Raw genomic sequence first — 24,999 nt, forward strand, 5'->3', positions numbered from 1 at the left:
TTATAATGTTATGGTCAAGTAATTAATGGCGATCACGGTCTGATTATATTGGTTGAGCACATCCAGGTAATTCAACTGGATTTCGTAGGCATTCTCCAAACTTTGGATGTATTGGAAAAAGTCGATTTCCCCATTACTGAAATTGCCCGAGGCCGCTTTTAAGATCTGTTCGGACAGTTGCCCTCCCTCTTCTTCATAATAGGAGAGTTCCTTGGCTTGTTGCTCCAATTGCTGCAAGAGGGTCTTGTGTCGTTGGGAGGTGGTAATACTGATTTCCTGGTTTTCCATAGCCGTGATCTTGGTCTGGATCTTTGAGGATTTCACCTTGTTGCTATGTCCGAAGAAAAACAGGGGAACCCTCAATCCCAATTGCACACCGTACAGGGAAGTGCCAAGGCCTTTGTTGGTCCCACGGAAATACTCCAGATCGATGTCCGGCAACAATCGGTTTTCTTCCAACCGTTTTTGGGCATTGCTCAGTTCTTGGCGCTGCTCTAGGAAAGTAGTTTCCGCTTCCAACAGACCAGAGGTATTCAAGACCGATAATTTTTCAGGTTTTTCTATGGCAATATCCAAGGTATCGCCACTTTGCACCAAACTGATAAGCAAGGCCTTCGCGGTCAGTATTTCCTGCTGGACCTTGGCGTAGGTATTGGCAATTTGCCGTTGTTTGGCCTGTGCGGTCACCTTTTCCAGATAATTGGTCTCGCCGAGCTCAAAACGCCGGTCCGCCGCATGGGCAAACTGGGAGTAAATGCTATCCAGTGTATGGTACATTTTGGCTTTTTGATTCAATGTCTGGTATTCGTAATAGGCAGTGCTCAGCGATTGGAACAAGGTTTTTTTCCTGAGTTCCAAAGCTGATTTTTGCAGCTCATAGTTCGATTTTTGCACCTTGCTCTTGGCTCCGTACACCGTTGGAAATTCCAACATCTGTTTGGCCCCGAAGACCTTTAAGGGTTCCCCGTTCAAAGCAAGGTTGTTCTCATCGTATTGATAGTAGAAATCGGTCTTTTCCAATTGAAAGGCGGCTCCCTTCAGTGCATCGGCCTGGTCTACCATCAAAGACCCTGCTTGTAAGCCCTTGTTGTTTTTCAAGGATAGGGCCTTCAGGTCTTCCAAATGCAATTTGGACTGGGAAAATCCAGAAAACGAGATCAATAAGAGGATAAGCGTCAGTCCTTGGTTTTTCAACATCTTTTTCCTTTTTCTTCTTTCTCTCATGCCTTTGAACTTAATATTATGGGAATAGGCATATAACACAGGCAACACCACCAAGGTGAGCATGGTAGCCGTAACCAAACCGCCGATGACCACTGTGGCCAAAGGACGTTGCACCTCTGCCCCTGCATTGGTGGATACCGCCATGGGCAAAAAGCCCAAGGCTGCGGCCGAAGCGGTCAACAATACGGCACGCAACCGATCTTTGGTTCCTTGTTTGATCAGGTCTTCCATGGAATCGAAATCCTTCCCCTTCAATTCCTTGAAATGCTCAATAAGTACGATACCATTTAGTACCGCAATACCAAAGAGTGCAATGAAACCGACTCCCGCTGAAATACTGAAGGGCATTCCTCTAAGCCATAGCAGAAGTACCCCTCCAACTGCAGATAGCGGAATAGCCGAGAAGATCAATAAAGCCTCTTTAACAGAATGGAAAGCAAAGTACAACATGATGAAAATGAGCAGCAATGCGATGGGCACGGCGATCATCAACCTTGCCTTTGCGTTCTGCAAGTTTTCAAATTGTCCGCCATAGGAAATGGTGTACCCGGTAGGCAGTTTGATGTTGTTATTGATTAATAGTTGAACATCGTCCACTACGGATTGCAAATCGCGGTTTCTCACGTTGATACCGACCACGATCCTTCTGCGGGTATTGTCCCTGGATATTTTGGCAGCACCTTTTTGATAGGTGATCTCTGCCAATTCGCTCAGCGGAATTTTACCTCCGGAGGGGATGTCCACATATAGATTCTTAAGGTCGGAAATATCTTGTCGACTGATTGAGTCCAGACGAACGGCCATATCAAATTGACGCTCTCCCTCAAAGACACTGCCCACTATCTTACCGGCAAACCCCATGGACACCATTTCGTTCAGGTCGGCAATATTGAGTCCGTGGCGTGCTATTTTTGCTCGATTGAAGGAAACGTTCATCTGCGGTAGTCCTTCCACTTTTTCAACGGTAATGTCGGAAGCTCCCTCCACATGTTCGATGAGTTGCTTGATTTCGTTCGCCTTTTTGTTCAAGGTCTCGAGGTTTTCCCCAAATATCTTGATGGCGATATCTGCCCGAACCCCAGTGATCAACTCGTTGAAGCGCATCTCGATGGGTTGGGTAAACTCCACTTCCATTCCGGGAATCACGGAAAGGGCTTCCTTAAACTTGTCTGCAAGCTCATCTTTGGTCTCTGCGGACACCCATTCCGATTTTGGTTTAAGGGAAATGATTACGTCACTTTCTTCCATGGACATGGGATCCGTGGGTACTTCGGCAGCTCCAATTCGGCTCACTACCTGATCCACCTCGGGGAATTGGTCCATTAGTATTTTTTCGATTTTGGTTGTGGTCTCCACCGTTTTGGCCAAGGATGTGCCCGTTTTCAAAATGGGTTGGATTACAAAATCCCCTTCGTCCAAAGTCGGCACAAATTCACCCCCCATCGTTGTAAAGAGGAGCATGGCCCCCACCAATAATGCCGCCGCAACGGAAAGTACCAATTTCTTGCTTTCCATGGCCCAGTGGATGACGGGTTCGTATTGTCTATTGATCCAGTTTACCAAACGCGCGGATATCCCTTTGGATTCATTCTTGCTCGGCTTCAGGAATAAAGCAGAAGCAACCGGAACATAGGTAAAACACAACAAAACCGCTCCAAGTAGGGCAAAACTGAAGGTCAATGCCATCGGTTTGAACATCTTGCCTTCAACTCCACTAAGGGAGAGGATGGGGATGAACACGATAAGAATGATCAACTGCCCAAACACTGCGGAATTCATCATTTTGGTGGCTCCTTTCACCGTAATCTCATCCTTTAGGGTTTGGATTTCATGCTTGCCCAGATTGGCCAACTCACCTTGTTTTTGAGTGATTTGGAAAGCGATAAACTCCACGATGATCACCGCTCCATCGATGATGATACCAAAGTCTATGGCCCCGAGACTCAGCAAGTTGGCATCGACCCCAAAAGTATTCATCAGGGTGAGGGCGAACAACAGACAGAGGGGAATCACGGAGGCCACTACAAGGCCTGAACGCCAATTTCCCAAAAGCAGGACCACCACAAATATTACAATGAGGCACCCTAGAATAAGGTTCTCCGTTACGGTAAAAGTGGTTCTTCCGATCAGTTCGCTCCGATCCAAAAAGGGATTGATGTATACCCCTTCGGGCAGTGCTTTGGAGATATTGGCCACTCTTTCCTTAACCGCTTCGATCACCCTCTTGGAATCGGCATCTTTCAACATCATGATCTGGCCCAGTACTTTTTCCCCCTCACCGTTTCCAGTTATGGCACCAAAGCGGGGAGCACTTCCAAATCCGACCTTGGCAATGTCCTTAATATAAATGGGTATTCCGTTTCGCGTTGTCACCACAATGTTTTCAATGTCCTTTAGGTTGGCCACCAAACCTTCCCCACGGATAAAATAGGCTTGGTTCACCTTTTCAATATACCCGCCCCCTGCAATACTGTTGTTTTTTTCCAATGCGGTGAACACCTCGGTGGCAGCAATGTCCAGTGCGTTCAGTTTTTGGGTCTGGATGGCCACTTCGTACTGTTTGAGGTGACCTCCCCAGGTATTGACCTCGACTACACCGGGAATGCCGGAAAGCTGCCGTTTTACGACCCAATCCTGTATGGTCCTGAGGTCGGTAGAGGTGTACTGGTCCCTGTATTTGGGTTCCACATCCAAGATGTATTGGTAAATTTCACCCAACCCAGTGGTTATGGGGCCCATTTCAGGGGTTCCGAATCCTTCCGGGATACGTTTGGAGGCCGATTTGATTTTTTCAGCGATAAGCTGCCGGGGCAGATAGGTTCCCAAGTTGTCTTCAAAGACAATGGTGACCACTGAAAGGCCAAATTTGGAGACCGATCGAATTTCCTTTACCCCAGGTAGATTTGCCATTTCCAACTCTACCGGGTAGGTGATGAACTGTTCCATATCCTGGGTGGACAAACTACTGGAGGTGGTAAGTACCTGCACTTGGTTATTGGTCACGTCCGGAACGGCACCAATGGGAATCTGTGATAGGGAGTATAGTCCCAGTAACGCAATAAATAAAGTAAAGAGCAGAACAATGAATTTGTTCTTTATGCTAAATGTGATAATTTTTGAAAACATGATTCATAGGGAATGATAGCATTATAGATTCAATAAGGCTTCGTAAAAAGTGCCCAGTTATGGCTGGGAGACTATGAATTATGCTTGTTTGGGAGGCTGGAACAACCCGTCGCCCCATACTTGGGAGTCCGACATCTGATAATGGAAATTTCCCTTTTGGGCAACCGGAATTTCTGAACGGGACCCCATAAAAGGATTGGAATCCATAACAAAGACCAACTGTTGGAAACATTGGGACTGATGCTGAAAAGGCAACTTTTCATGATCTTTTTGTTCTTCTTGGTGCTTTTGGCTATGGGAGGCTTTTAATTCGCCGTAATGTTTTGAGAGGAAAACCGTAAAATTGTCACCATATTCCTCACTGTGGAATTTGTAATGTTCCACCAATTGCCCCAATTCCACCAAATCCGTAAAATGGATATTGATGCTCTGGAGCAAAATGAGCATTGCTGTTAATATGGTAATAAGTCTGTTCATCCTGACAACGTAAAATTACGATAATCGGAAGTAGGATGAATACTTAATCAGTAATTTAGAATGAGTCTGATTATATTGGTAATGAATTAGTTGATGTTCAAAATCACCGCTTGGAACGGTTTCATTTTTATGGAATCGTCAATAATTTGAAGGTCATTATAATTATTTATAATAATTGGGGATTTGGCCCAACCTACCTCAAGGCTAATATCGGAACTTTCTTTAGAAAAGTTTAACAGGGTCAAAAGCGTTTTGTCCCCCAAAGTTCTGGTATAGGCGTAAATGCTAGGATGTTCAGGTGCAAAAAGCTCATAGCTTCCATAGACCAGAACGGGATTTTGCTTTCGAAGTGTTGTCAATTCCCGAAAATGATTCAGTACGGAACCGGGATTGGAGTTCTCCTTTTGTACGTTGATGTCGATATAATTAGGATTGACCGGAAGCCAAGGGGTTCCCAAGGTGAATCCTGCATTTTCGGAATTGTCCCACTGCATTGGGGTGCGCCCATTGTCCCTGGAACCAAAATTGAGTTTCTTCATGAACAAGTCCATATCCTCACCTTCGGACAATGCTTTTTGATAGCCATTGATGGCTGCAATGTCCTGATATTGTGTAATGGTATCAAAATCAATATTGGTCATTCCAAGTTCATCCCCATAATAGCAATAGGGAGTGCCTCGCATGCTCAAAATAAAGGTATTCAACAATTTGGCCGAGGCACTTCGGTATGCTTCGCTGTCATTGCCCCATCGACTTACCATTCTGGCTTGGTCATGGTTGGCCAAAAAAATGGAAAGCCATCCGTCTTTGTTAAATTCCTTGTCCCATTTGCTGAACACTTCCTTCATGGTTGCCAATTCATATCCCTCATATTTGGGAATATCCACCCCTTCAAAGGCATAGGCCATATTAAGCTCTTTTCTGTCCCGATCTACCAATTTATGGGCATCATCAAAATTACGGCCGGCGCCTTCGGCAACGCTCATGACATCATATTTACTAAAAACTTCTTGGTTCATTTCCTTCAGATAATCGTGGAGCCCATCCTGCATGGCATAGTATTGAATGAAGTCCTTCTCAAAACCATCGGGAAATTCAGGATAGGTGGTATCCTTGGCCGCAAACTGAAAGGCATCCAACCGAAAACCGTCCACGCCCTTATCGGCCCAAAATCGCAAAATATCATAAACCTCTTGACGCACTTTTGGATTGGACCAATTGAGGTCGGGTTGTTGTTTGGCAAAATAATGAAGGTAGTAGGCATTGGTCAGTGAGTCATACTGCCAAGCATCTCCCTTGGGGTCGAATAAACTATAGCGATAAGGAGGTTCCCCTTTTTCGGCCGGCCACCAATGGTAATAATCACGATAGGGATTGTCCCGAGAGCTTCTGGATTGTTTGAACCATTCATGTTCATCACTACTGTGGTTTACCACAATGTCCAGGACCAATTTGATGTCACGCTCATGCAGTCCGGCCAATAGGGCATCAAAGTCATCCATGGTTCCGAATTCTTCCATGATGCCACGATAGTCGCTTACATCATAACCGTTATCGGCATTGGGCGAGCTATAGATGGGATTGAGCCAAACGGCCGTTACTCCCAAACTTTTAATGTAATCGAGCTTTTCTATGATACCTTTTAGGTCGCCGACACCATCACCATCCGAATCCTTGAAACTACGGGGATAAATCTGGTAAACGATGGCCTCTTTCCACCATTCGGCATTTTGAACAGAGGTAGTGGTCTGCGGGTTGTTGTTTTGCTTACAGGAATTGGACACCACCAATATTATAAAAAGGCAAATCACCAATCGTATTGAGGAACGGTTCATCACAATTAAATTATGCGCTATGTTCCTTAAAGATAGGTGATTTGCCTGAAATCATACCGTTAGGAAATCCTGTTAGTCCAAATTGATGGTGGCGCTACCATTTTTTTCCAAAAAGGCATTCACTTTTGGAAGTTGTTTTTCCAAAGTACTGTTCAATTTTCCGATATGGATATCCAGTTCCTTTGACAGCTCATCAAAAACAACGTAGGATGCATCGGTGGGTTTGGCATCGCCATTTTCAATACTACGTTGAAGGGAAATGAACCTGTTGTTCAGTTTTATCGGGAAGTTCAAGGGATCCTGTCCGGACTGGTTCCTCACTTGGTAAAGGTCTTCCTCCACAACGGTCAGGGGCTCCATAAGGTCACCTGAAAGTTTTTTGAACTGCTTGCTTGAGATTCCTTTGCCGATACTGTCCAATTGCTTGCGGATACTTCTGATCTGGATCACTGCCTCGTTGGCAATACTTGCCTTTTTGGTAATCTTGGAAGCCAATTCAAATTGTTTATCAAGATCTTCTTCCGTGATGCCTTTTAAGTTGGGATCCATGACCACATTAAAGGGCAATTCCTGTACCACTTCATCTCCTACTTTCATTCTGACCTTGTAAGCGCCCAGTGGTGCCTTAGGTCCATTTTTGACCGATCCGCCCCAAATGATGATGCCATCAAAAGTAGTGGGGCCGGGATATCTTAAGTTCCAAGTAAAGGTATTGATGCCCTTGGCCGTGGTGGGTTTGGTACTGCTTCCCCTGCTGTACCAAGAATCGTCATCATCTTTTTTGTATTTAGGCTGATTCCCTCCAAAGGAATCAATCAATTCTCCTTTGGCATCCAGTATTTCAAAAGTGATGGTATCTACCTGTTCCTCCAGAAAATATTGGAAGTTGGCATTGTAAATACCCCGGATGGCATCGGTTGGTTTAAAGAGGACATTTTTTTTGCTTTTCAGTTCGGGGGAATATTCACGAAGGGGTTGAATGTCGTCCAAGATCCAGAATCCCCTACCATGTGATCCCAAGACCACGTCGTTGTCTTTGATGACCAAATCCCTGATCGGGGTATCAGGAAGGTTCAATTGAAGGGACTGCCAGTTATCCCCATCATTGATGGAAAAATAGACCCCGTGTTCCGTGGCTAAGAAAAGAAGGCCTTCTCTTTGATGGTCTTCGCGGATGGCCCTTGCAAAATGCCCTTTTTCAATTCCGGTAATGATCTTGGTCCAGGTTTTACCATAATCGTGCGTCTTGAAAACATAGGGTTCACGATCATCAACCTGATAACGGTTGGCGGCTACATACAAAGTGCCCGGATTATGGATAGATTCATCAATAATACTGACCCTAGAGAATTTCGGAAGGTCTTTAGGTGTAATATCCGTCCAAGTTTTACCACCATCACGGGTAATGTGGATCTTACCATCGTCAGATCCTGCCCAAATGGTATTGATGTCGTGATTGGATGGCGCCAATGCAAATACCGTGGCATAAATCTCCGGACCGTTCATATCCATGGTTATGATACCACCGGTTTTGCCCAAAGTCTCTGGGTCGGCATATGTAAGATCTGGACTTATTTTTTCCCAAGTTTGTCCATCATTAGTTGTTTTCCAAACGTGTTGGGAGCAGGTATACATCACATTGGGGTCTTTGGGAGCGAACATGATTGGGAAAGTCCATTGCCACCTTTCGGGAAGGGCACTTGCGGGCTCTCCGGAGAAAAAACGAGGATATACCTGTATGTCTCTTGTTTGGCCATTGCTTCTATCATAACGGGTCAACAAAGCACCTTGGCTGCCCGCATAAAATATATCGGGGTTGGTAGGACTCTGCGTGATCCATCCACTTTCACCACCACCCACGGCATAATACCATCCATGGTTGGGTCCTCGGGCCTGCATAAAATCCCAACCATCGCTAGGAATGGCCAAAGTACTATTGTCTTGTTGTGCACCAGCAACATGATAGGGAACATCACTGGTGGCCATAACATGGTAAAGCTGTGTTGTGATATAATCCTGTTCTGTCCAGCTTTTTCCTCCGTTGAGACTCACCACACCACCACCATCGTTGCTACTGATCATCCTTTCCGGATTGTTGGGATCGATCCACAGATCGTGGTTGTCGCTATGGGGTGTATTAATGGTTACATCAAAGGTTTTTCCTCCGTCTGTGGACTTGAAAAAGCCAACGTTCAACCCATAGATTACATCTTTATCCTTGGGGTCTGCATAAATTCTGGAATAGTAGAAAGCACGTTGTCTCAATTTACGTTCATTATTGGTAAGCTCCCAAGTTTTACCCCCGTCATCCGATCTAAAAACACCACCTTCATTGGCTTCCACAATGGCCCATACCCTGTTGGAATCCACAGGAGAAACCGTCACCCCGATTTTCCCGATAGGACCCTTAGGCATACCAACATTTTGGGTCAGATCGGTCCACGTTTCACCACCATCCGTTGATTTCCAAAGCTTACAATCAGGGCCTCCTCCCCACATTTTCCAAGCTTTTCGGTACACTTGCCATGTACTGGCATAAAGGGTATTGGGGTTATTTCTGTCAATGATTAAATCGGCCGCGCCAGCTTTATTGCTTACATAAAGTACCTTTTTCCAGGTAGCTCCACCATCTATACTTTTAAAAACGCCACGCTCTTCATTGTCTCCATAGGGGTGACCAAGGGCCGCAACGTACACTATATTTTCGTTGGTTGGGTCAACACGTACCCTGGCAATGGCCTGGGTTTCTTCCAAGCCTATATGCGTCCAGGTTTTGCCCCCATCGGTGGTTTTATACACACCATCCCCTTGGGTAATGCTTCCCCGGAGTTGGGTTTCGCCCATTCCAATATAGACCACATCCGGATTGGTCTCGGCCACCGCCACGGCACCAACGGAAGAACTGGTTACCTGTCCATCCGTAACACAATTCCAGGTATTACCGCCATCTACTGTTTTCCAAAGACCGCCACCTGTGGCCCCAAAATAATATTCATTGGGTCTGGACGGACTTCCAGCGCACCCCAATGATCGGCCACCTCTTTCGGGGCCTATGTTTCGCCATTTGAAACCGCTGTAAAAACTGGTATCCACTTGCATGGTAGCGGCAGTTTGGGCATAATTGAACAATGAAGAGAGGAACATGGACAGCAGCAGCCATGTTCTGGTTGAGGTTTTTAGCATTCCCATGATGTTGGTGTTGGTTATGAGTGGTTAAAATAAAGCTACAATTTACTCAATATGATTGAAAATGTTTCATCAATCAGGATGCTGAGCCTCATATTTTTAAAGTTTCTAAAGAAATGGTTGAAAAAATATAAGTTTATCCTTTCAATTGGTCCAAATGTTCGCCAAAATCATATTGAAGATCTTCATGGAGCATGGGCAATTTCTTCTGGATATAGACCAATTGCCTGTCATACAGATTTTTTAAGGTGGTATTTCTGTTGATGGAGGGACGAAGGGATTTTAGTTTTTCGCAGAAATATAAAAGTAGCTCTACCTCCGTTTCTTTATTTCCCGAATAACGGATGTATTTTTTGATGGTCCGAAGGATCTTCCGCACACTTTTTTTGATGTAGAAATAACTGTTGACATTGATCTCGCAAAACAACTCGTCCACTTCTTGCTTTACGGATTCTATATATCCCGCCTCGCTGTCCGATTCAAAGAGCAGATAGGTGAGGAGTTCCTTGTTTTCTTTTTTGAACCGAGCCAATCGCAGGCAGAGTTGAACTACCTCATCTGAAGATTTAAATTGAAGTTCTTTTTTGAGCTGTGCTATGGTGGATGTCTTCATAGATGGTTTATCTCAAATAGGAGGCTCCGTTCACGTCTATTATGGTTCCCGATGAATAAGCGGAACCATCCGAAGCCAAAAACAAAATGGCATGGGCAACTTCTTCTGGTTGGGCCATGCGTTTAAATGGGGATTCCCGCAGAAGATTTTCACGTTCTTCAGGAGTGAGCGTTTCTTTGGCCATTTCGGTTTCGGTGAACCCTGGGGCCACTACTCCCACATAAATGTGGTAAGGAGCCAGTTTTTTGGCCAATGATTGACTCATGGCATTCAGGGCAGCCTTGCTTGCACCATAGGCCGGTTTGGTAGGCTCTCCGCGAAATGACCCCCTGGAGGAGACATTTACGATATGTCCGCCTCCTGAATCCATCATGGCCTTGGCTCCCCAATAACAAAGGTTGGCCGCGGCAAAAAGATTGGTTTCAAATGTTTTTTCCCAAGCGTGGGTCCAGTGGTCAAAATCCACTTTATCCATTTCATGGAAAATGGAAATACCTGCATTATTTACCAAAACATCCAACTGACCGTAAACTTTTGTGAAATCGGCAATCAAGGCTTCGGTCTCTTCTTTTTGGGAAATGTCCCGCTTAAAAAGATGATGTCCATTTCCCGGTAAATCCGCTAACGCTTTTTGGGCGGCTTCATCATTGCTCCTATAGTTGATCCCGACTTTGGCACCTTTTTGGGCGAAAGCCATGGCGGTTGCCTTTCCAATGCCGCGTGAGGCTCCTGTGATCAGAACATTTTTTCCTGTAAAATCCATAATGGTGGTACTTATTGCTTCAAAGATAACAGGAATGGACATTTTTGACTGCTAATTTGAATTGCACTACCTTTAAATCCTTCAACCGTATCATACCATATGGGCAATAAAAAAAGACATTGGCTTTGGAACGTACTGATCGTGGTCACCATGGTGTTCTGTGCGCTGGCCTTTGTGGAGCATTACAAAAATTGGCACAAGATAGAGGAGGGAAATCTCAGGATTTTCTCGGGTATATACTATCAAAAAATTCCCTTGACCGAGATCGATAGTGTTCTTTTGGTGGATAAGCTGCCCGAAATGGAACGTTCCACTGGCTTTTCATGGGGCATGAGGGAAAAAGGAGTTTTCAAGGACTCCATCACCCAAACCAAGGTCTATGTTTTTGTGGATGACCTTCGGCAGCAGAAAATCAAAGTGGTGCACCATGACTCACTCAAAATGTACCTCAACCTGCAGGATAGTCTTCAGACCCAAGAATTATACTCCATTTTGCAAACGGATCTTCGCGAACGTACCACTTCCAAAGGGAATGAATAGATGAGAAACTTATTTTTTTTCGCCGTGCTGTGTTTTCCCGTGATGGTCTTGGCCCAGAACACCATTTCGGTACACGTGAACAATGTGCCCTCTAAAAAAGGTAAGGTAAATGTGGCCGTTTACAATTCGGATGAAGCCTTTCTTTCCTTTGAGCGGGTCTTGACGACCAAAAGCGTGCAGGCCAATGAAGGCAGTGTGATGTTAAAGATTGCAAACCTTCCCGCAGGGGAATATGCCTTGGCCGTTTTTCATGATGAAAACAACAATGGGAAACTGGACACGAACTGGTTGGGCATTCCCAGGGAAAAGGTGGCCTTTTCGAATGCCGAGATGAAGACCTTTGGCCCCCCAAAATACAAGGAGTGCGCCTTTCACATTACCTCGGATTACGAAATCAGTATTAATCTTTAAATTTTGGTAGATGGGAACACTGTTTATGGCGCAACTTATGGGAGCATTGTACGGGCTACTGGCTGTGGTTTTTGGTGCCTTCGGTGCCCATGCCCTCAAAAAGAAATTGACCCCCGAACTCTTACATAGTTTTGAGACAGGGGTCAAGTATCAGATGTACCATGCCCTAGTGCTTTTGGTACTTGGGTTTAACCTGAGTTTTGACAGGTCTTTGGATTCGGCCATGGTCAATTGTTTCATTTTTGGTACCCTCTTGTTTTCCTTCAGCATTTATGCACTTTGTTTGAGCGCAGCAAAAGGGGAAAAACTTCGATTTTTGGGCCCGGTTACCCCAATTGGGGGATTACTATTGGTAGTCGGTTGGGCCTTGTTGCTCTATTCCTTTGTTTCCAATTTGATCTAGAGCCTAAGGTGCATGTTGCCGTTGATGGCGTTCATTTTGAACGGGTTACAAACTTTGATATTTACGACTTTGCAACTATTATTTATACAAAGTGTTGAGTGCGGGTTTTATGAATGCAACTTTTACCGGCAACCCTAAATTACCTTCCATTATTTTGCATTGCTAGTTTGTCAAAATGACGTTTTAATATACTTCTTGATAAACTGTCTGAATAGTTTGGGCAATTGTAATATTTTCGATGCAATCCATATGACCATTTTTCTAATAAGTCATAATCAAAATGAACCATGTCCTCAATATGGCTTTCTATGAAAACAAGCTTTAAGGCACTTTCATCCATAACTCCAAGTCCGGCATCAAACAAATTTTTATCTGGCAACCTTACAAGAACATGATTGCAATCTGAACCATCCGGTTTCATCATAAAAACAATATTGACCGAGTCTTTGAACCTGGAATTCCACTCTTCATAGAAGGCATAGGCAAACTCACCGCATGGTCCCATGTCTACCCTCGACCATCCATCAATTGTGCCATAGGTTAGAAGAAGTTCATTTCTAAGTTCATTTAAAACTGCTATACGATTATTTTCAACCTGGGTAATGCTGTCATTACCCAGATTTTCCATTTTAGATACAGTTTTTGGTTTGTTAGATTTTGACTGTGAGCATGAAAACAAAAGAATTGCTGAAAAGACAATCACAGATTTTTTCATAATTTATTTTTTTGAATAACACAGCTCTTACCCAATCTTGAGATTGGGTCATGTTTCAGATATACCGTGTTGTTGTGATTTAGAGCCTTAAGTAAACATTGCCATTGATGGTGTTCAGTTTCAGGTGGTGCGAGGCATTGCCAAAACTTCCCTCTACTTTTTGCCCTACATGACGTTTGGATACTGTAAGGTCCATTTTTTCATCCGCATAAATGTTACCGTTCAAGGTCTCGGCCACCATTTGGGTATCCTTCATGACCAAGTCGATCGCTCCATTAATGGTCTGTAGGTCCATATCGCCATTGTACTTTTTGATATCGATATCCCCATTGATCAGATCTGCAGTGAAGTTCCCTTCAATAATTTCAGATTTTAGCTCACCATTGATGCTACTCACCTTAAAAGAAGCATTTTTGGGCACATAGAGCACGTAGTTGAACGTATAGGTATTATCTTCCATAAAACCCCTGTCCTTCATTCCTGGATGATTTTTGTCCCATTCATTCTGAAATGCCTTGAATACCGGAATGGCATCTTCCGAGATGGTGATGGATGAGTTACTTTCGTCTATGTCCAGATCATATAGATCGATGAATTTTCCATCTTTTGTGGTAATGTCCGCTTTGAAATAAACGGTGGATTTGTCCCATGTCTTCACTTCAATGTTGGATGCGAATTTTACATCAAGTTCAATGTATTGCCCAGAATGGTTGATGTTTTTTTCAATGATTTTTTGGGCACTTAGGGATAGGGTACAAAAACCTATCAAGGCTAGGATAAAATTTTTCATGACTGTTCGTTTTTTGATTTTTTGATTGTGATTATTTTTTTCTCAGGTACATGTTCCCATTGGTCGACTTCATGGAAAAGCTGACCCCTCCACCATTGATGGTGGATTTGATGTTTCTACCCAACAGGGTTCGCATACCGTTCTTTTCTGCAGCTTTAATATCGAAATCGGTGTACACATTGCCATTCAAGGTGCTTAGGGATAGATTGGCAGGCGTGTTGCTAGGTAAGGACACATCCACGGCACCATTGGTGGAATACAGGGAAATCGGCGAATCTTGTTTTACCGTACCGAAGGTTACGGCAAGCTCTCCGTTCAGCGTATTGGCCGTAACCGGACCGTTTACATTGGTGACCTTAACGCTGCCGTTCAATTGGGCATCTGCTTCAATTTCACCGGCAAAACCGTCAATTTCAATGTCCCCGTTCCAAGTGCTCTTCACGGAAACATTTTGGTTTTTTGGCAGGTAGATTTCGGCATCACCGGTTTTTCTTAAGTTGTAAACAATGAGGGTGCTGCCATCCTGGATGACGGAAAAGCCCACATCGGTGTTATCGGTACCGCCCTCTCCCACTAATTTGAGGCCTTTGGCCCTTTCTGGGGTTTCAACTGATGGACCAGATTTGATCAACAGCTCGTTGGAGTTGTGGGTTTTTACAATTACGTTCGCTTTGGATTCAATTTTTACCCATTGGATGCCACTCAGGGATTTGGTATAATCCGCTTGGGCCTGGGCAACCGCACTGGCAAATAACGCGGCTAGGATAATGGTGAATTTTCTCATGATTTTCGTTTTTTGATATTTATGTTAAACTTGGTAATACTGCTTTTATCTGTTCCTTGATGAAAGGTTGGGTGTCTTCTTTCTCCAACAGTTTTTTCATGGGCTCTGCCGCTTTTTTCTCTTGGATCTGCACCAAAGTCTGTATGATCGCCACTTGGATGCTCGGATTTTTTTCTTTTTCCAAAGCTTCAATGAATACATTCTTTACCGTTTCCGAGGAGGTGTACTTGGATAGGGCCTCGAAGGCGGTCAACCGAACATTGTCGTTCTCATCGTTGAGCAATCGGTTGGCCAGGGCTTGAATGATGGATTCATCCGGATTTTCAAATTCATCAATATAGGCGACCCCTTGTATGCGTTTGCTGGCCGATTGATTTTCCATAAGGGATAGCATGGCGGTCTGCTTCATGTCCAGGTTCTCATCTTTCAGTTGAGCCAATTCCTGATTTATTTTTTTCTGTTGGAACACACTTCCCATCTGAAAGGAAGCGACCAACAAGGCAATACTTGCGGCAATTTTGAGCACTGAACTGGCCCAGTTGCGGTTTTTCTTTTCGAGGGGCAAGGGAACCACTTTGCCCATGGATGCTTTCTCGGCTTCCAAAGCTTCTTCAAATCTTGAACGTAATCGTTCCGAAGGAACGGGGACCACATCACTCTTGAATGCCTTGAGGAGTGCCTCCATTTCCTTTGTCTCTTGCTGGCATTGGGGACATTTTTCCAAGTGCCGTTGGATGTCTTTCATGGTCTCCTTGTCCAGGGAACCATCCAAATATTCGGGGATAAGATCCAAAACGTGTTCGTTTTCCATGGTTATATCGTTTCTAAATAGATTTCTTTTAATTTTTTTAATATTCGGCAGACCTTGGTCTTTATCGCACCTGGGCTACTGCCCATCATTTCCGCCAAGTCGTCGTACCGTATTTCCTGATATCGGTTCAACAAAATCAGTTCACGGTCTTCTGGGGGCAATCGGTTCAATGCATTTTGCAAATGGGCATTGTTCTCGGTCATATCATGTGCATCTTCCACCGATTGGTAGGCCAAAACCTCAATGTCTTCAAACGTTTTATGGTGCCTTGTAAAATGCGTCTTTAAACTGTTCCGTGCTATGGTGAACAACCAAGACTTGAAAGACCCCATATTGTATGAACTTCTGTACTTGATCAACTTGTAAAAAACATCCTGCGTCAAGTCTTCACTCAACATGCGGTCCCCTGTCATTTTGAACAGAAAATTGTACACGTGTTTGTGATGCCTGTCAAAAAGTACCTTGAGCAGGTCTAAATTGCCCTCTGCCACTTTTTGCATGATCATTTCATCTGAAAGCGCTTCCAAAAGATATTTTTTAGTTGGTGTTTACTTTATATAGTCAGGAAAATGTAAAAGGTTACATCACCAATAAAAAAATTTAAAGGTTGATGTCAGGTAGATTTGGAAATAGAATCTTTCCTCTTGAAAACAATAAGGAGAACGGTTAGTTGTATGTTGTGATCTTTATGACTCCGTTACCACCTCTGGCCCCATACTCGGCGGCATCAGAACCGGCAATGGTCTGTATTCTTTTTACGTTGAAACTGTCCACCAATTGATTGATGGATTGAAAGGAATTACCCATCACGGTACCATTCAATACATATAGAGGTTCGGTTCCACTATCGAAAAATTGGGTTGAATTCCGAAGAAAATGGGGTACTCCATTTCGTAAAGTGATCCCAGGCATTTTTCGGATACGATCGATCAGTGGAATATTCCTGGCATTTTTTTCTGCCAGTTCCTCGGAATGGCTTTTATCATAAGTTGCATTCTTGTTGGATGAACAGCTCGTCAACAACAAAAGCAGTACTAAGATACAGAGAAGATGGCTTTTCATGGGAGTAGGATTGTAATCTAAAATACTAAAAATTAATCAGTTCAAGACATGAATCCTATCGGGGATGTTAACCGCAGCCGCAATTGTCCTGCCCGCAGTCCTTGGAATTTTTCTTGCTCCCATGGATCAAGGACTTGGGAAGAAGGAACTTATAGACCAAAAAGGCTACGGCCAAGGCCAAGATAAGATAGACCAATATGTGTTGAAGCGTTTCCATTTAGATGAGGATTTGATAGGCAATCAATGCTACAAGGTAGGCAAAAACACTCATAAAGCCCAATTGGAACAAGGGCCATTTCCAAGAGTTGGTCTCCCGTTTTACAATGGCAAGAGTGCTCATACATTGCATGGCGAAGGCATAGAACAGCATCAAGGAAATACCGGAAGCCAAGTTGAACAAAGGCCTTCCGGATGAGTCCAATTCGGCGGCCATTCTGGTTTTGATGGTTTCTTCCTCGTCGCTCCCCACGCTATAGATGGTGGCCAGGGTGCCTACAAACACCTCTCGGGCCGCAAAGGAAGTGAGCACGGCTATCCCAATTTTCCAATCGTAGCCCAAAGGTTTTACCACGGGTTCAAATGCTTTTCCGGCCCGGCCTATGTAGGAATGTTCCAACTTGTAGCTGGCAATTTCCTGGGCTTCGGCCCTTTCCCTTAGATAATGGGTCATGGACTGTATGGAATCTTGAATGACTTCCGGGGCAATGCCTTCCGCCAATGCATTTTCACGATAGGCATCAATATTGTTCTGGATGTAGTTCTTGCTATATGTGCTCAGACCTTCCTGTTCAATGCGATCGTTCACGATCTGCTCGGCGTTCTTGAAATCCTCCGAATACCCGTTGGAACCCAAAAACCAAAGTACAATGGAGATGGCCAAGATGATTTTCCCTGCCCCGAACACAAAGCTCTTGGTTTTTTCCAAAACGGTATAGGCCACATTTTTTAATAAAGGCAATCGGTAGGTGGGCATCTCAACCATGAAAAGCGATCGACTCTTGATCTTCAGGATTTTGTTCAGGACCATGGCGGAGAAAATGGCCATGCCAAATCCGATGAGGTATAAAAGCATCAAGGTAAGCGCTTGGAAACTCAACCCTAAAATGGTCCCTTTGGGAATCACCAGTGCAATCAAGATCAAATAAACTGGTAGCCTGGCAGAGCAAGTGGTGAACGGTGTCACCAAAATGGTGATGAGCCTTTCCTTCCAATTTTCAATGGTTCGGGTAGCCATTACGGCGGGTATGGCACAGGCCGTTCCTGAAATGAGAGGCACGATACTCTTTCCGCTAAGTCCGAAGGGACGCATCAACCGATCCATTAAAAATACCACACGGCTCATGTATCCCGACTCTTCCAACAGGGAAATGAACAGGAACAAAAAGGCAATCTGGGGAATAAAGATCACGATCCCTCCGATTCCCGCAATGATTCCCTCTGATAAAAGATCGGTGAACACACCGGGGGGCAAGGTATTTTTGATCCATTCGCTGGCCATGGCAAATTGCTCATCGATAAAATCCATGGGGTAGCTGCTCCAGTCGAAAATAGCCTGGAAAATGGTCAATAAAATCACAAAGAAGATGAGATAGCCAAAAATCTTATGGGTGAGGATCCTATCCAAAGAGCCCCTTAGGCCTTTGGCCGCCTGGAAATCCACTTTATAGGTCTCTTTTAGGGTGTTGTTGATGAACTGGTAGCGGAGCACGGTCTCCTTGTGCTGCAATTTTTTGAGTTCTTCCTTGGACTTGGTGGCGAATGATGTGGCGTCCTCAATCCGTTTCTTTTCAATGGGCATGAAGTTCACATCCTGGGTGATCACCAGCCATAGTTTGTACAGATCCTCGTTTGGAAATGTTTTTTGAAGCCTTTCAAAGTACTCGGGAGAAATTCTTTTGGCATCGACATTGGGTGCGGAAGACAGGTTTTTGTGGTCCGCAATAAGTTCCTTGACCCGATCTATACCCTGTCTTTTGCGTGTACTGACTAGGGCAATCTTGGTGTCCAGCTTTTTTTCCATGGCCTCGATGTCCAAGGAAATTCCTTTTCTGGACATCCGATCCGCCATGTTGATGACCAAGATTGTGGGGATCTTTAAATCTTTGATCTGGGTAAAAAGGAAGAGGTTCCTTTTGAGGTTTTCCACATCGCTGATCACGACTGCCACATCTGGATAATCTTTGTCGTTCTTGTTCAGGAGCAACTCAACCACCAAGCTTTCGTCCAAAGACGTAGTGTTGAGGCTGTAGGTGCCTGGAAGGTCCAAAATATGGGCCTTTACCCCCCTGGGAAGCTTACAGATGCCCTCTTTTTTCTCTACCGTGATACCTGGGTAGTTGCCCACTTTTTGTTTGAGCCCGGTAAGCTGGTTGAATACGGAGGTTTTACCGGTGTTGGGATTACCGATCAGGGCAACGTTGATGTTCTTGCTCATAGGGCTTGGTTTTCTTCTATGATGTCCAGCTCAATGAGTTCGGCCAGTGATCGTCTTATGGCTATGTGGCTTCCGCTAAGGTTGATGTAAATGGGGTCGTTCAACGGGGCCACCTGGATCAGCTCAATTCTGTTTCCGGGCAAACAACCGAGTTCCAATAGTTTGATGGGAAGAACATGTTCCGCAAAATCTTTGATGATTCCCTTTTGGCCTTGGGTGAGGTCTGCAACAGTAGCCACTATGCTTATTTAGATTGAATATAATTAACGGCAAAAATAAGTAAAAAAGCTAAATATTTGCCCATCATCCTACAAACGTTTTGCATCAGTCTTTATAACTGGCTTCAAGAATTTTGATGTCTTCCAGTAATTTGTTGATTTCTTCCCGGTTGGTGCCATCATAAAAACCCCTGATCCTTTTCTCCTTGTCCACCAAGATGAAGTTTTCGGTGTGGATCATATCGTATGGTCCGCCATCTCCATCGGTCTTTACCGCCAAGTACGATTTGCGTGCCAGTTCGTAGATCTGTTTTTTGTCCCCTGTCACCAGGTTCCATTTGCTGTCCACCACTCCTTTTTCCAAGGCATACTTTTTCAATTGCGGTACGGAATCGATTACTGGGGTAACCGAATGGGACAACAACATGATGTTGGGGTCATCCAAAATGGCGGCCTGTATCTCTCCCATGTTCTTGGTCATGATGGGGCAAATAGTGGGGCAGGTGGTAAAAAAGAAATCTGCCACGTAAATTTTATCCTTATAATTTTCTTGGGTAATGGTGTCCCCATTTTGGTTCAACAAGGCAAAATCCGCAATGGTGTGGTACTTCTTTTTGTAGTAGAGTGTGCTGTCCACGAGCGATTGGTCCACCATGTTAGGTTGGTACACAGGGAGCACATTTTCCGGCTGTAGGGCATTGTAGAACAGATAGATGATGATAGCCGATAGGCCAAGGAACACCAACCCGAACAACTTGTATTTGGCAAAAAAGGAACCCATGGTGCAAAATTACGGCCCAAGGGATGATCCACCATGATAAAATACAACTTTTGTTGCTAAATCTTTCTTAAATCGGTGAGCGGGCAAAACCTTGGTTTTTTTATCATTTCCTAAAAGGTTACTTTTGTGCGTTTTAACAAATTGTGACTGATGACCCCTATATTGATAAAGACCATACAATTCTTTCTAAGCCTCTCCCTGCTTATCGTGCTGCACGAGCTGGGGCATTTTATACCCGCCAAGATTTTTAAGACAAGGGTCGAAAAGTTCTTTCTCTTTTTTGATGTAAAGTTTGCCCTTTTTAAAAAGAAGATAGGGGAAACGGTTTATGGTATCGGTTGGTTGCCCTTGGGAGGTTATGTGAAGATTTCCGGGATGATCGATGAGAGCATGGACACTGAACAAATGAAGGAAGAGCCCAAGCCATGGGAGTTCCGAAGCAAACCGGCCTGGCAACGCTTGATCATTATGGTGGGTGGGGTAACCGTAAACTTTATTTTGGCGGTGTTCATCTACATTGGTATGGCGTATTCCTACGGAGATGAATACATTCCCATGGACAGTTTGAAGGATGGTGTGTGGGTCACTGAAAAGTCCATCGGCGATGAAATTGGGATCCAGACAGGGGACAAGATCATTGCAGTGGATGGTAATGAACTAAAAACCTTTAGAAGCGTTTTTGCGGAACTGATCAACGGGAACAGCATTACCTTGGAAAGGAACGGGCAAAGGATTGAAAAGGAAATCCCGGTTGATTTTATTTCCACTCTTTTGGAAGATGAGGATAAGATCCAATTCTTGAGTTTCAGGGTGCCCTTTATCGTGAACCAAGTTCCGGATACTTCCCACAATAAAAATGCAGGCTTTAGGCCTAAAGACGAGTTTGTCAACATCAACGGGTCACCTGCTAAATACCGTGATCAGGTGATGACCTTGTTGGATAGCAACAAGGGAAAAGAGGTGGATGTCCTTGTTAAAAGGGAAGATGGTACGGAGCATCATGTTATGGCACAAGTGAGCAAAGATGCCAAATTGGGCTTGGAAACCGCTGCCATGACGATGGAAGATTTTCAGAATAAAGGAGTATTTAGGATCGAAACCCAAAAATATTCCCTCTTGGAGGCGATTCCAGCAGGAATCAACAAAGGAGTGTCGACCCTGTCCAGCTACATGAAGCAATTAAAAAAGATTTTCAATCCAGAAACTGGAGCCTATAAAGGGGTAGGAGGGTTTGCTGCCATTGGTGGCATGTTCCCCGATACTTGGAACTGGCCTGCCTTTTGGGCCACAACAGCCTTTATATCCATTATTTTGGCATTCATGAACATTCTGCCGATTCCAGCCTTGGATGGGGGTCATGTGATGTTCTTGTTATATGAAATGATCACTGGGCGTAAGCCGAGTGACAAATTTTTGGAGTACGCACAGATGGTTGGGTTCTTTTTATTGATTGCATTGTTGCTGTTTGCCAACGGAAACGATCTGTACAAATGGCTATTTAAATAGAAAAGCAATTTTTTTGTTTGTGGTATAATAAAGAATCTGCTATATTTGCACCCGCTTAAGGTAAAATTCCTCCTTAGCTCAGTTGGTTAGAGCATCTGACTGTTAATCAGAGGGTCCTTGGTTCGAGCCCAAGAGGGGGAGCCTAAAAATCAAGCAGTTATAAAATTTTATAACTGCTTTTTTCTTTTAACGGCGTGCTTTCGGCGTGCTTTTTTGATCGATTTAATTTTGAGAAAAAGTATTCCGGTTTCCAAACTTTAAATTGTCAGGAAAACCAAAAAGCCTTAATATTGGAGTAAATCAATCCAGCCGATTTATTGTCATGCAAGTCATCTGTGTCCAAGAAGAAGCCTTTTATGCCCTGTTCGAAAAGGTGATCGAACACCTTGAGTCCAAAAGACAGGACAGGACGGAGAAATGGATCGACGGAGAGGAAGCCATGTCGATCTTAAAGATAAAATCCACGACCACCCTTCAAAAATTAAGGGACGAAGGGAAGATCAGGTTTTCCCAGCCCCAAAAGAAAATCATTCTTTATGACAGGGACTCCATTACTGAATACATCGAAAAACATGTCCGCGAAACATTTTAGCCATGGAAGAAGACATCAAAATTGACGCAAAATTCAAACAGGCCTTTAATCTGGGGTACCGCTTGGCAAAGGAACTGAACTTGAAATCCCACATATTCCAGAACCAAGAAAAGACCATGACCTCAAACCCCATGCATTTGGGGATGCAACAATTCATCGACGAGGCAGAACTATCCAAAAGCAATCAACAGGATAAATCGGAAAATCCAAAAAAGGGTAAGGGAAAATCACAGGACGAAAGTCTTGGCCTTTAATTTTTGGAGCTATTACCAAATGGCCAATTTATGTATGAAAAGCCAAATGAGAGACCTATTTCCAGAAAGCGATTCTTGAAGCGGATGTTTTCCCATCTTGCCATAATCTTGGCAATAATCATGGTCTCACTGGTAGTGGGCATTTCCGGGTTCATGTTTTTTGAGAAAATGTCTTTTCACCAAGCCTTCTTGAACTCCTCCATGCTCTTGGCCGGCCTCGGTCTGGTCGAAAGGCCCGTTACACACGTTGGACATTGGTTTGTGGGCGTCTATGGACTGTACTCCGGTCTGGTGTTCATAGCCTCCTTCGGTATTCTCCTGGCCCCTACATTGCACCGCATCATGCACAAACTGCGGTGGGTCGATGATGCTTCTTGATTTAAACAGGAAGGTTTCTCCTTGACATATTGGAAAATCAACACTTGTATATGCCTATAGTCTCCTCCCTTTTCCTTTCTTTTTCCGTTTTCGTCGATTTCTATCATCCAGTTCCAGTTTAAAAGGTGTCCATAGAATTTCCTCTTCCATATCTTGGCCAGAAGCTACTGCTTGAGCCGCTCCCATATGATTTTTTGGTTGCCCAAAAGTTTGGACTGGCCCTCCCGGAGCATCTGTTGTTTTTCCTGGAGTACCTGTTGCCCTTCCAAGACCCTCACCAAAAGCTCTTTCAGCTCTTCGTTCTGCAACATTATTTTCGAGAATAATCGGACGGTCTCTGTCTTGTTCATAATCAATGTGTTTTACAATGTTGTTCCATGAATATTTCCTTCCCAGGGTGCTTCCCTTATAGATTACCTCCCCATATCTGAACGAGATTCCCGTAACCCTGCCCGTGCTCTTGCTGACATTGAACTTTGGAAAGATGTTCCTTTGTTTCAATCCATCAATGAACCCGGCCACATCCTTGGATTCCCTTAATACACTCTCAAGATGTTGCTGGAGTATAAGTTTTATTGGTGGTTTCGATGTCCTTATCGCTTTTTCCACCTCTTTTTGGGTCAGTGCCGCTCCTTTTGTCATGTTCTTGTCCGGCAATTGGACAAGATTGTATTTCTTCTCCAGTTCCCTGACCAATTGCTTGCTCCGGTAAAGGTCCCTACTGTCATCCACCACTTCCCCGGACAATTTTACCCTATTGGCCACGATATGGATATGGTGGTGTTCCTCATCGGTATGCCTATAAATGATATACTGGTTGTCATCGAAGCCCATTCCCTTCAGATAATCATGCCCAAGGGAGGCAAACTCCCTGTCATTCAAATTATCGGTATGGGGAAGGTTCAAAGAGACATGGCAGACCGCTTTGGCCAATCTTGGACGCAGCTGTCTGACAAGGTTGAACTCCTTGGTCATATCAACTGTATTTCCATGGGCAATGTTGGCATCGATCACACGGCCCTGCCCCTGTTCCACCTTCTTTTCATTATAGGCCAACACCCCATAGAAATCCTTTCCCTTTATGATCTTTGCTATCATTTGCCCAGAATTTCTGATTTTATGGTATCCAGTATGCCTTTTAGTTCCTTCAACTCCCTCTGGAGTCCTTGGGAATCGTGCATTCCCAAATGAGATCTCTTGGCAAGCTGGTTGATGTTGTTCCCTATTCGGCTCAGTCCGACAAAAAGCTCTCTGTTCTCCGGCAATACCTTTACTCTTGGCAGTGCCTTGCCGGTGGCCCTCCTTCTTATGTAATCCGGAATTCCGATTCCCAAGGTGCCTGCATTGTTTGATAACACTAGATATTCGTCCACTGACATCCTGACATTTACCTGGATGGGCCTGATAGATCTTATGTCCTTTTTTGGTCTTGCCATATCTTAGGGGTTTGGGGAGAATCCCCAACAAGCTTGCGAACACAGTGAGCAGTTTTTGCTAGCAAAAACATAGCTTGCTTCGTGACCTTCCGTTAACTATATGGCAAACCTAAAGTCTATGGATTGTTTGCAAGGAATTTGCCGTACACAGCCTTATGTACGGTAAATCATTGGAGCATCTTTTTAGAAGGGAAAATCAAAAATCGCATAGAACCTGAACCAGGGATTTCCATGGAAAGGGGAAAGAATGACCGTTTTTTTTAAAATCAACTATGTTGGGCGCTTATCTATCTGACCAGACCTTACGAAAAATTCAATCCATCCTTTGGATAATGGGCGTGGACCGAGCTGTCTCGGAAGGGCTGAAAAGCACAATTGTCCAAATTAATGAAATCTGACGGATGAGCCTCGTATTTTGGGATTTGCCCTAGTACGTTTTGTCCAATCCGATTTTAATGCCTGTATGGACCGAAATAGGAAGGGAGAAAAATACCGCTCCTTCAACATATCATTGATTTTAAATTATCATTGCAAACATTGTCCCTGGTTCCGTTCCATTTTTCATGACGCACATATTTATCTAAATGATCAAATGTACGATCATACAAATCATTAAATATTTATTTGTGTCTTGTTATGGAATACAAGGGAATATCCAAC

At 44.1% G+C, this 24,999-nt stretch carries 25 protein-coding genes and 1 tRNA gene; 8 read left to right on the plus strand and 18 right to left on the minus strand.

Annotated features, from left to right (window positions below):
• The 6 genes from GTK07_RS03270 to GTK07_RS03295 all read right to left on the minus strand — a co-directional run bounded on the left by GTK07_RS03270 (position 1) and on the right by GTK07_RS03295 (position 11,266).
• Positions 1 to 4,350 carry a CusA/CzcA family heavy metal efflux RND transporter gene (locus GTK07_RS03270; RefSeq protein WP_163632981.1) on the minus strand — a complete coding sequence of 1,450 codons (4,350 nt, stop codon included), beginning with the start codon at positions 4,348 to 4,350 and terminating at the stop codon, positions 1 to 3.
• Positions 4,351 to 4,428: 78 nt separating this feature from the next.
• Entirely contained in the window at positions 4,429 to 4,827 is a 399-nt protein-coding gene (locus GTK07_RS03275; RefSeq protein WP_163632983.1) for a hypothetical protein, read from the minus strand.
• Between the two features lie 86 nt (positions 4,828 to 4,913).
• Positions 4,914 to 6,662: a glycoside hydrolase family 13 protein gene (locus GTK07_RS03280; RefSeq protein WP_163632985.1), complete on the minus strand. Its 1,749-nt coding sequence runs from the start codon at positions 6,660 to 6,662 to the stop codon at positions 4,914 to 4,916.
• Between the two features lie 72 nt (positions 6,663 to 6,734).
• Positions 6,735 to 9,851, minus strand: coding sequence for a WD40/YVTN/BNR-like repeat-containing protein (locus GTK07_RS03285; protein WP_203583707.1), 3,117 nt, complete (start codon positions 9,849 to 9,851; stop codon positions 6,735 to 6,737).
• A gap of 133 nt (positions 9,852 to 9,984) precedes the next feature.
• A complete protein-coding gene (locus GTK07_RS03290; RefSeq protein ID WP_163632989.1) occupies positions 9,985 to 10,461 on the minus strand; it encodes a hypothetical protein in 477 nt (158 codons plus the stop codon).
• A gap of 7 nt (positions 10,462 to 10,468) precedes the next feature.
• Entirely contained in the window at positions 10,469 to 11,266 is a 798-nt protein-coding gene (locus tag GTK07_RS03295) for an SDR family NAD(P)-dependent oxidoreductase (protein WP_235932414.1), read from the minus strand.
• Between the two features lie 57 nt (positions 11,267 to 11,323).
• Here GTK07_RS03295 and GTK07_RS03300 point away from each other — a divergent pair, with 57 nt between their 5' ends.
• Genes GTK07_RS03300 through GTK07_RS03310 form a run of 3 tightly spaced genes read left to right on the plus strand, consistent with a single transcriptional unit; the run spans position 11,324 to position 12,578 of the window.
• Positions 11,324 to 11,764, plus strand: coding sequence for a hypothetical protein (locus tag GTK07_RS03300; protein ID WP_163632990.1), 441 nt, complete (start codon positions 11,324 to 11,326; stop codon positions 11,762 to 11,764).
• Positions 11,765 to 12,175, plus strand: coding sequence for a DUF2141 domain-containing protein (locus GTK07_RS03305; RefSeq protein WP_163632992.1), 411 nt, complete (start codon positions 11,765 to 11,767; stop codon positions 12,173 to 12,175). It abuts the gene before it with no gap.
• Positions 12,176 to 12,185: 10 nt separating this feature from the next.
• Positions 12,186 to 12,578 carry a DUF423 domain-containing protein gene (locus GTK07_RS03310; RefSeq protein ID WP_163632994.1) on the plus strand — a complete coding sequence of 131 codons (393 nt, stop codon included), beginning with the start codon at positions 12,186 to 12,188 and terminating at the stop codon, positions 12,576 to 12,578.
• 139 nt (positions 12,579 to 12,717) lie between these two features.
• Here the strand turns inward: GTK07_RS03310 and GTK07_RS03315 are convergent, their stop codons facing one another.
• From GTK07_RS03315 to GTK07_RS03355, 10 genes are all read right to left on the minus strand, one after another.
• Positions 12,718 to 13,293 carry a hypothetical protein gene (locus GTK07_RS03315; RefSeq protein ID WP_163632996.1) on the minus strand — a complete coding sequence of 192 codons (576 nt, stop codon included), beginning with the start codon at positions 13,291 to 13,293 and terminating at the stop codon, positions 12,718 to 12,720.
• Positions 13,294 to 13,372: 79 nt separating this feature from the next.
• Entirely contained in the window at positions 13,373 to 14,083 is a 711-nt protein-coding gene (locus GTK07_RS03320) for a DUF4097 family beta strand repeat-containing protein (protein WP_163632998.1), read from the minus strand.
• Between the two features lie 31 nt (positions 14,084 to 14,114).
• Positions 14,115 to 14,867 (minus strand): DUF4097 family beta strand repeat-containing protein, encoded by a 753-nt coding sequence (locus GTK07_RS03325; RefSeq protein ID WP_163633000.1) that lies wholly within the window; start codon positions 14,865 to 14,867, stop codon positions 14,115 to 14,117.
• Between the two features lie 19 nt (positions 14,868 to 14,886).
• Positions 14,887 to 15,678 carry a HEAT repeat domain-containing protein gene (locus GTK07_RS03330; protein ID WP_163633484.1) on the minus strand — a complete coding sequence of 264 codons (792 nt, stop codon included), beginning with the start codon at positions 15,676 to 15,678 and terminating at the stop codon, positions 14,887 to 14,889.
• Positions 15,679 to 15,680: 2 nt separating this feature from the next.
• Complete coding sequence (locus tag GTK07_RS03335) at positions 15,681 to 16,205, minus strand: RNA polymerase sigma factor (RefSeq protein WP_163633002.1); 525 nt, start codon at positions 16,203 to 16,205, stop codon at positions 15,681 to 15,683.
• Between the two features lie 139 nt (positions 16,206 to 16,344).
• Positions 16,345 to 16,740 (minus strand): Plug domain-containing protein, encoded by a 396-nt coding sequence (locus GTK07_RS03340; RefSeq protein ID WP_163633004.1) that lies wholly within the window; start codon positions 16,738 to 16,740, stop codon positions 16,345 to 16,347.
• 67 nt (positions 16,741 to 16,807) lie between these two features.
• The gene (locus tag GTK07_RS19160) at positions 16,808 to 16,957 is read right to left on the minus strand and encodes a FeoB-associated Cys-rich membrane protein (protein ID WP_203583708.1); all 150 of its coding nucleotides are present in this window, start codon (positions 16,955 to 16,957) and stop codon (positions 16,808 to 16,810) included.
• Positions 16,958 to 19,174 (minus strand): ferrous iron transport protein B, encoded by a 2,217-nt coding sequence (gene feoB, locus GTK07_RS03345; RefSeq protein ID WP_163633006.1) that lies wholly within the window; start codon positions 19,172 to 19,174, stop codon positions 16,958 to 16,960.
• The gene (locus GTK07_RS03350) at positions 19,171 to 19,416 is read right to left on the minus strand and encodes a FeoA family protein (RefSeq protein WP_163633486.1); all 246 of its coding nucleotides are present in this window, start codon (positions 19,414 to 19,416) and stop codon (positions 19,171 to 19,173) included. Before GTK07_RS03350 ends, feoB begins: the two co-directional genes overlap by 4 nt.
• Positions 19,417 to 19,498: 82 nt before the next feature.
• Positions 19,499 to 20,173 carry an SCO family protein gene (locus tag GTK07_RS03355; RefSeq protein WP_163633008.1) on the minus strand — a complete coding sequence of 225 codons (675 nt, stop codon included), beginning with the start codon at positions 20,171 to 20,173 and terminating at the stop codon, positions 19,499 to 19,501.
• A gap of 150 nt (positions 20,174 to 20,323) precedes the next feature.
• On the opposite strand from GTK07_RS03355, the gene rseP reads away from it, so the two are divergent.
• The 5 genes from rseP to GTK07_RS03380 all read left to right on the plus strand — a co-directional run bounded on the left by rseP (position 20,324) and on the right by GTK07_RS03380 (position 22,903).
• A complete protein-coding gene (rseP, locus tag GTK07_RS03360; protein WP_163633010.1) occupies positions 20,324 to 21,679 on the plus strand; it encodes an RIP metalloprotease RseP in 1,356 nt (451 codons plus the stop codon).
• 67 nt (positions 21,680 to 21,746) lie between these two features.
• A tRNA-Asn gene (locus tag GTK07_RS03365) sits at positions 21,747 to 21,820 on the plus strand.
• 181 nt (positions 21,821 to 22,001) lie between these two features.
• On the plus strand, positions 22,002 to 22,271 hold the full coding sequence (locus tag GTK07_RS03370; protein WP_072880692.1) for a helix-turn-helix domain-containing protein: 270 nt from the start codon (positions 22,002 to 22,004) through the stop codon (positions 22,269 to 22,271).
• Between the two features lie 2 nt (positions 22,272 to 22,273).
• Positions 22,274 to 22,525, plus strand: a complete 252-nt coding sequence (locus GTK07_RS03375; protein ID WP_072880694.1) for a hypothetical protein — start codon at positions 22,274 to 22,276, stop codon at positions 22,523 to 22,525.
• Between the two features lie 30 nt (positions 22,526 to 22,555).
• A complete protein-coding gene (locus GTK07_RS03380) occupies positions 22,556 to 22,903 on the plus strand; it encodes a hypothetical protein (RefSeq protein ID WP_072880696.1) in 348 nt (115 codons plus the stop codon).
• A gap of 54 nt (positions 22,904 to 22,957) precedes the next feature.
• Here GTK07_RS03380 and GTK07_RS03385 read toward each other — a convergent pair whose 3' ends face one another.
• Entirely contained in the window at positions 22,958 to 24,001 is a 1,044-nt protein-coding gene (locus GTK07_RS03385) for a relaxase/mobilization nuclease domain-containing protein (protein WP_163633012.1), read from the minus strand.
• Positions 23,998 to 24,339 carry a plasmid mobilization protein gene (locus tag GTK07_RS03390; protein ID WP_163633014.1) on the minus strand — a complete coding sequence of 114 codons (342 nt, stop codon included), beginning with the start codon at positions 24,337 to 24,339 and terminating at the stop codon, positions 23,998 to 24,000. Before GTK07_RS03390 ends, GTK07_RS03385 begins: the two co-directional genes overlap by 4 nt.
• Positions 24,340 to 24,999: the final 660 nt, after the last annotated feature.

Origin of the sequence: Flagellimonas sediminis (assembly GCF_010500845.1) — a bacterium.
Lineage (GTDB): Bacteria > Bacteroidota > Bacteroidia > Flavobacteriales > Flavobacteriaceae > Flagellimonas > Flagellimonas sediminis.

Bases quoted from the DNA above. Each gene is read 5' to 3' on its own strand.
- GTK07_RS03340 (WP_163633004.1), bottom strand. From the start codon at position 16,740: ATGAAAAGCCATCTTCTCTGTATCTTAGTACTGCTTTTGTTGTTGACG.
- GTK07_RS03305 (WP_163632992.1), top strand. From the start codon at position 11,765: ATGAGAAACTTATTTTTTTTCGCCGTGCTGTGTTTTCCCGTGATGGTC.
- GTK07_RS03330 (WP_163633484.1), bottom strand. From the start codon at position 15,678: ATGGAAAACGAACACGTTTTGGATCTTATCCCCGAATATTTGGATGGT.
- GTK07_RS03375 (WP_072880694.1), top strand. From the start codon at position 22,274: ATGGAAGAAGACATCAAAATTGACGCAAAATTCAAACAGGCCTTTAAT.
- GTK07_RS03285 (WP_203583707.1), bottom strand. From the start codon at position 9,851: ATGGGAATGCTAAAAACCTCAACCAGAACATGGCTGCTGCTGTCCATG.
- GTK07_RS03300 (WP_163632990.1), top strand. From the start codon at position 11,324: ATGGGCAATAAAAAAAGACATTGGCTTTGGAACGTACTGATCGTGGTC.
- GTK07_RS03385 (WP_163633012.1), bottom strand. From the start codon at position 24,001: ATGATAGCAAAGATCATAAAGGGAAAGGATTTCTATGGGGTGTTGGCC.
- GTK07_RS03275 (WP_163632983.1), bottom strand. From the start codon at position 4,827: ATGAACAGACTTATTACCATATTAACAGCAATGCTCATTTTGCTCCAG.
- GTK07_RS03295 (WP_235932414.1), bottom strand. From the start codon at position 11,266: ATGTCCATTCCTGTTATCTTTGAAGCAATAAGTACCACCATTATGGAT.
- GTK07_RS03280 (WP_163632985.1), bottom strand. From the start codon at position 6,662: ATGAACCGTTCCTCAATACGATTGGTGATTTGCCTTTTTATAATATTG.
- GTK07_RS03310 (WP_163632994.1), top strand. From the start codon at position 12,186: ATGGGAACACTGTTTATGGCGCAACTTATGGGAGCATTGTACGGGCTA.
- GTK07_RS03270 (WP_163632981.1), bottom strand. From the start codon at position 4,350: ATGTTTTCAAAAATTATCACATTTAGCATAAAGAACAAATTCATTGTT.
- GTK07_RS03380 (WP_072880696.1), top strand. From the start codon at position 22,556: ATGTATGAAAAGCCAAATGAGAGACCTATTTCCAGAAAGCGATTCTTG.
- rseP (WP_163633010.1), top strand. From the start codon at position 20,324: ATGACCCCTATATTGATAAAGACCATACAATTCTTTCTAAGCCTCTCC.
- GTK07_RS03355 (WP_163633008.1), bottom strand. From the start codon at position 20,173: ATGGGTTCCTTTTTTGCCAAATACAAGTTGTTCGGGTTGGTGTTCCTT.
- GTK07_RS03315 (WP_163632996.1), bottom strand. From the start codon at position 13,293: ATGAAAAAATCTGTGATTGTCTTTTCAGCAATTCTTTTGTTTTCATGC.
- GTK07_RS03370 (WP_072880692.1), top strand. From the start codon at position 22,002: ATGCAAGTCATCTGTGTCCAAGAAGAAGCCTTTTATGCCCTGTTCGAA.
- GTK07_RS03290 (WP_163632989.1), bottom strand. From the start codon at position 10,461: ATGAAGACATCCACCATAGCACAGCTCAAAAAAGAACTTCAATTTAAA.
- feoB (WP_163633006.1), bottom strand. From the start codon at position 19,174: ATGAGCAAGAACATCAACGTTGCCCTGATCGGTAATCCCAACACCGGT.
- GTK07_RS19160 (WP_203583708.1), bottom strand. From the start codon at position 16,957: ATGGAAACGCTTCAACACATATTGGTCTATCTTATCTTGGCCTTGGCC.
- GTK07_RS03325 (WP_163633000.1), bottom strand. From the start codon at position 14,867: ATGAGAAAATTCACCATTATCCTAGCCGCGTTATTTGCCAGTGCGGTT.
- GTK07_RS03390 (WP_163633014.1), bottom strand. From the start codon at position 24,339: ATGGCAAGACCAAAAAAGGACATAAGATCTATCAGGCCCATCCAGGTA.
- GTK07_RS03320 (WP_163632998.1), bottom strand. From the start codon at position 14,083: ATGAAAAATTTTATCCTAGCCTTGATAGGTTTTTGTACCCTATCCCTA.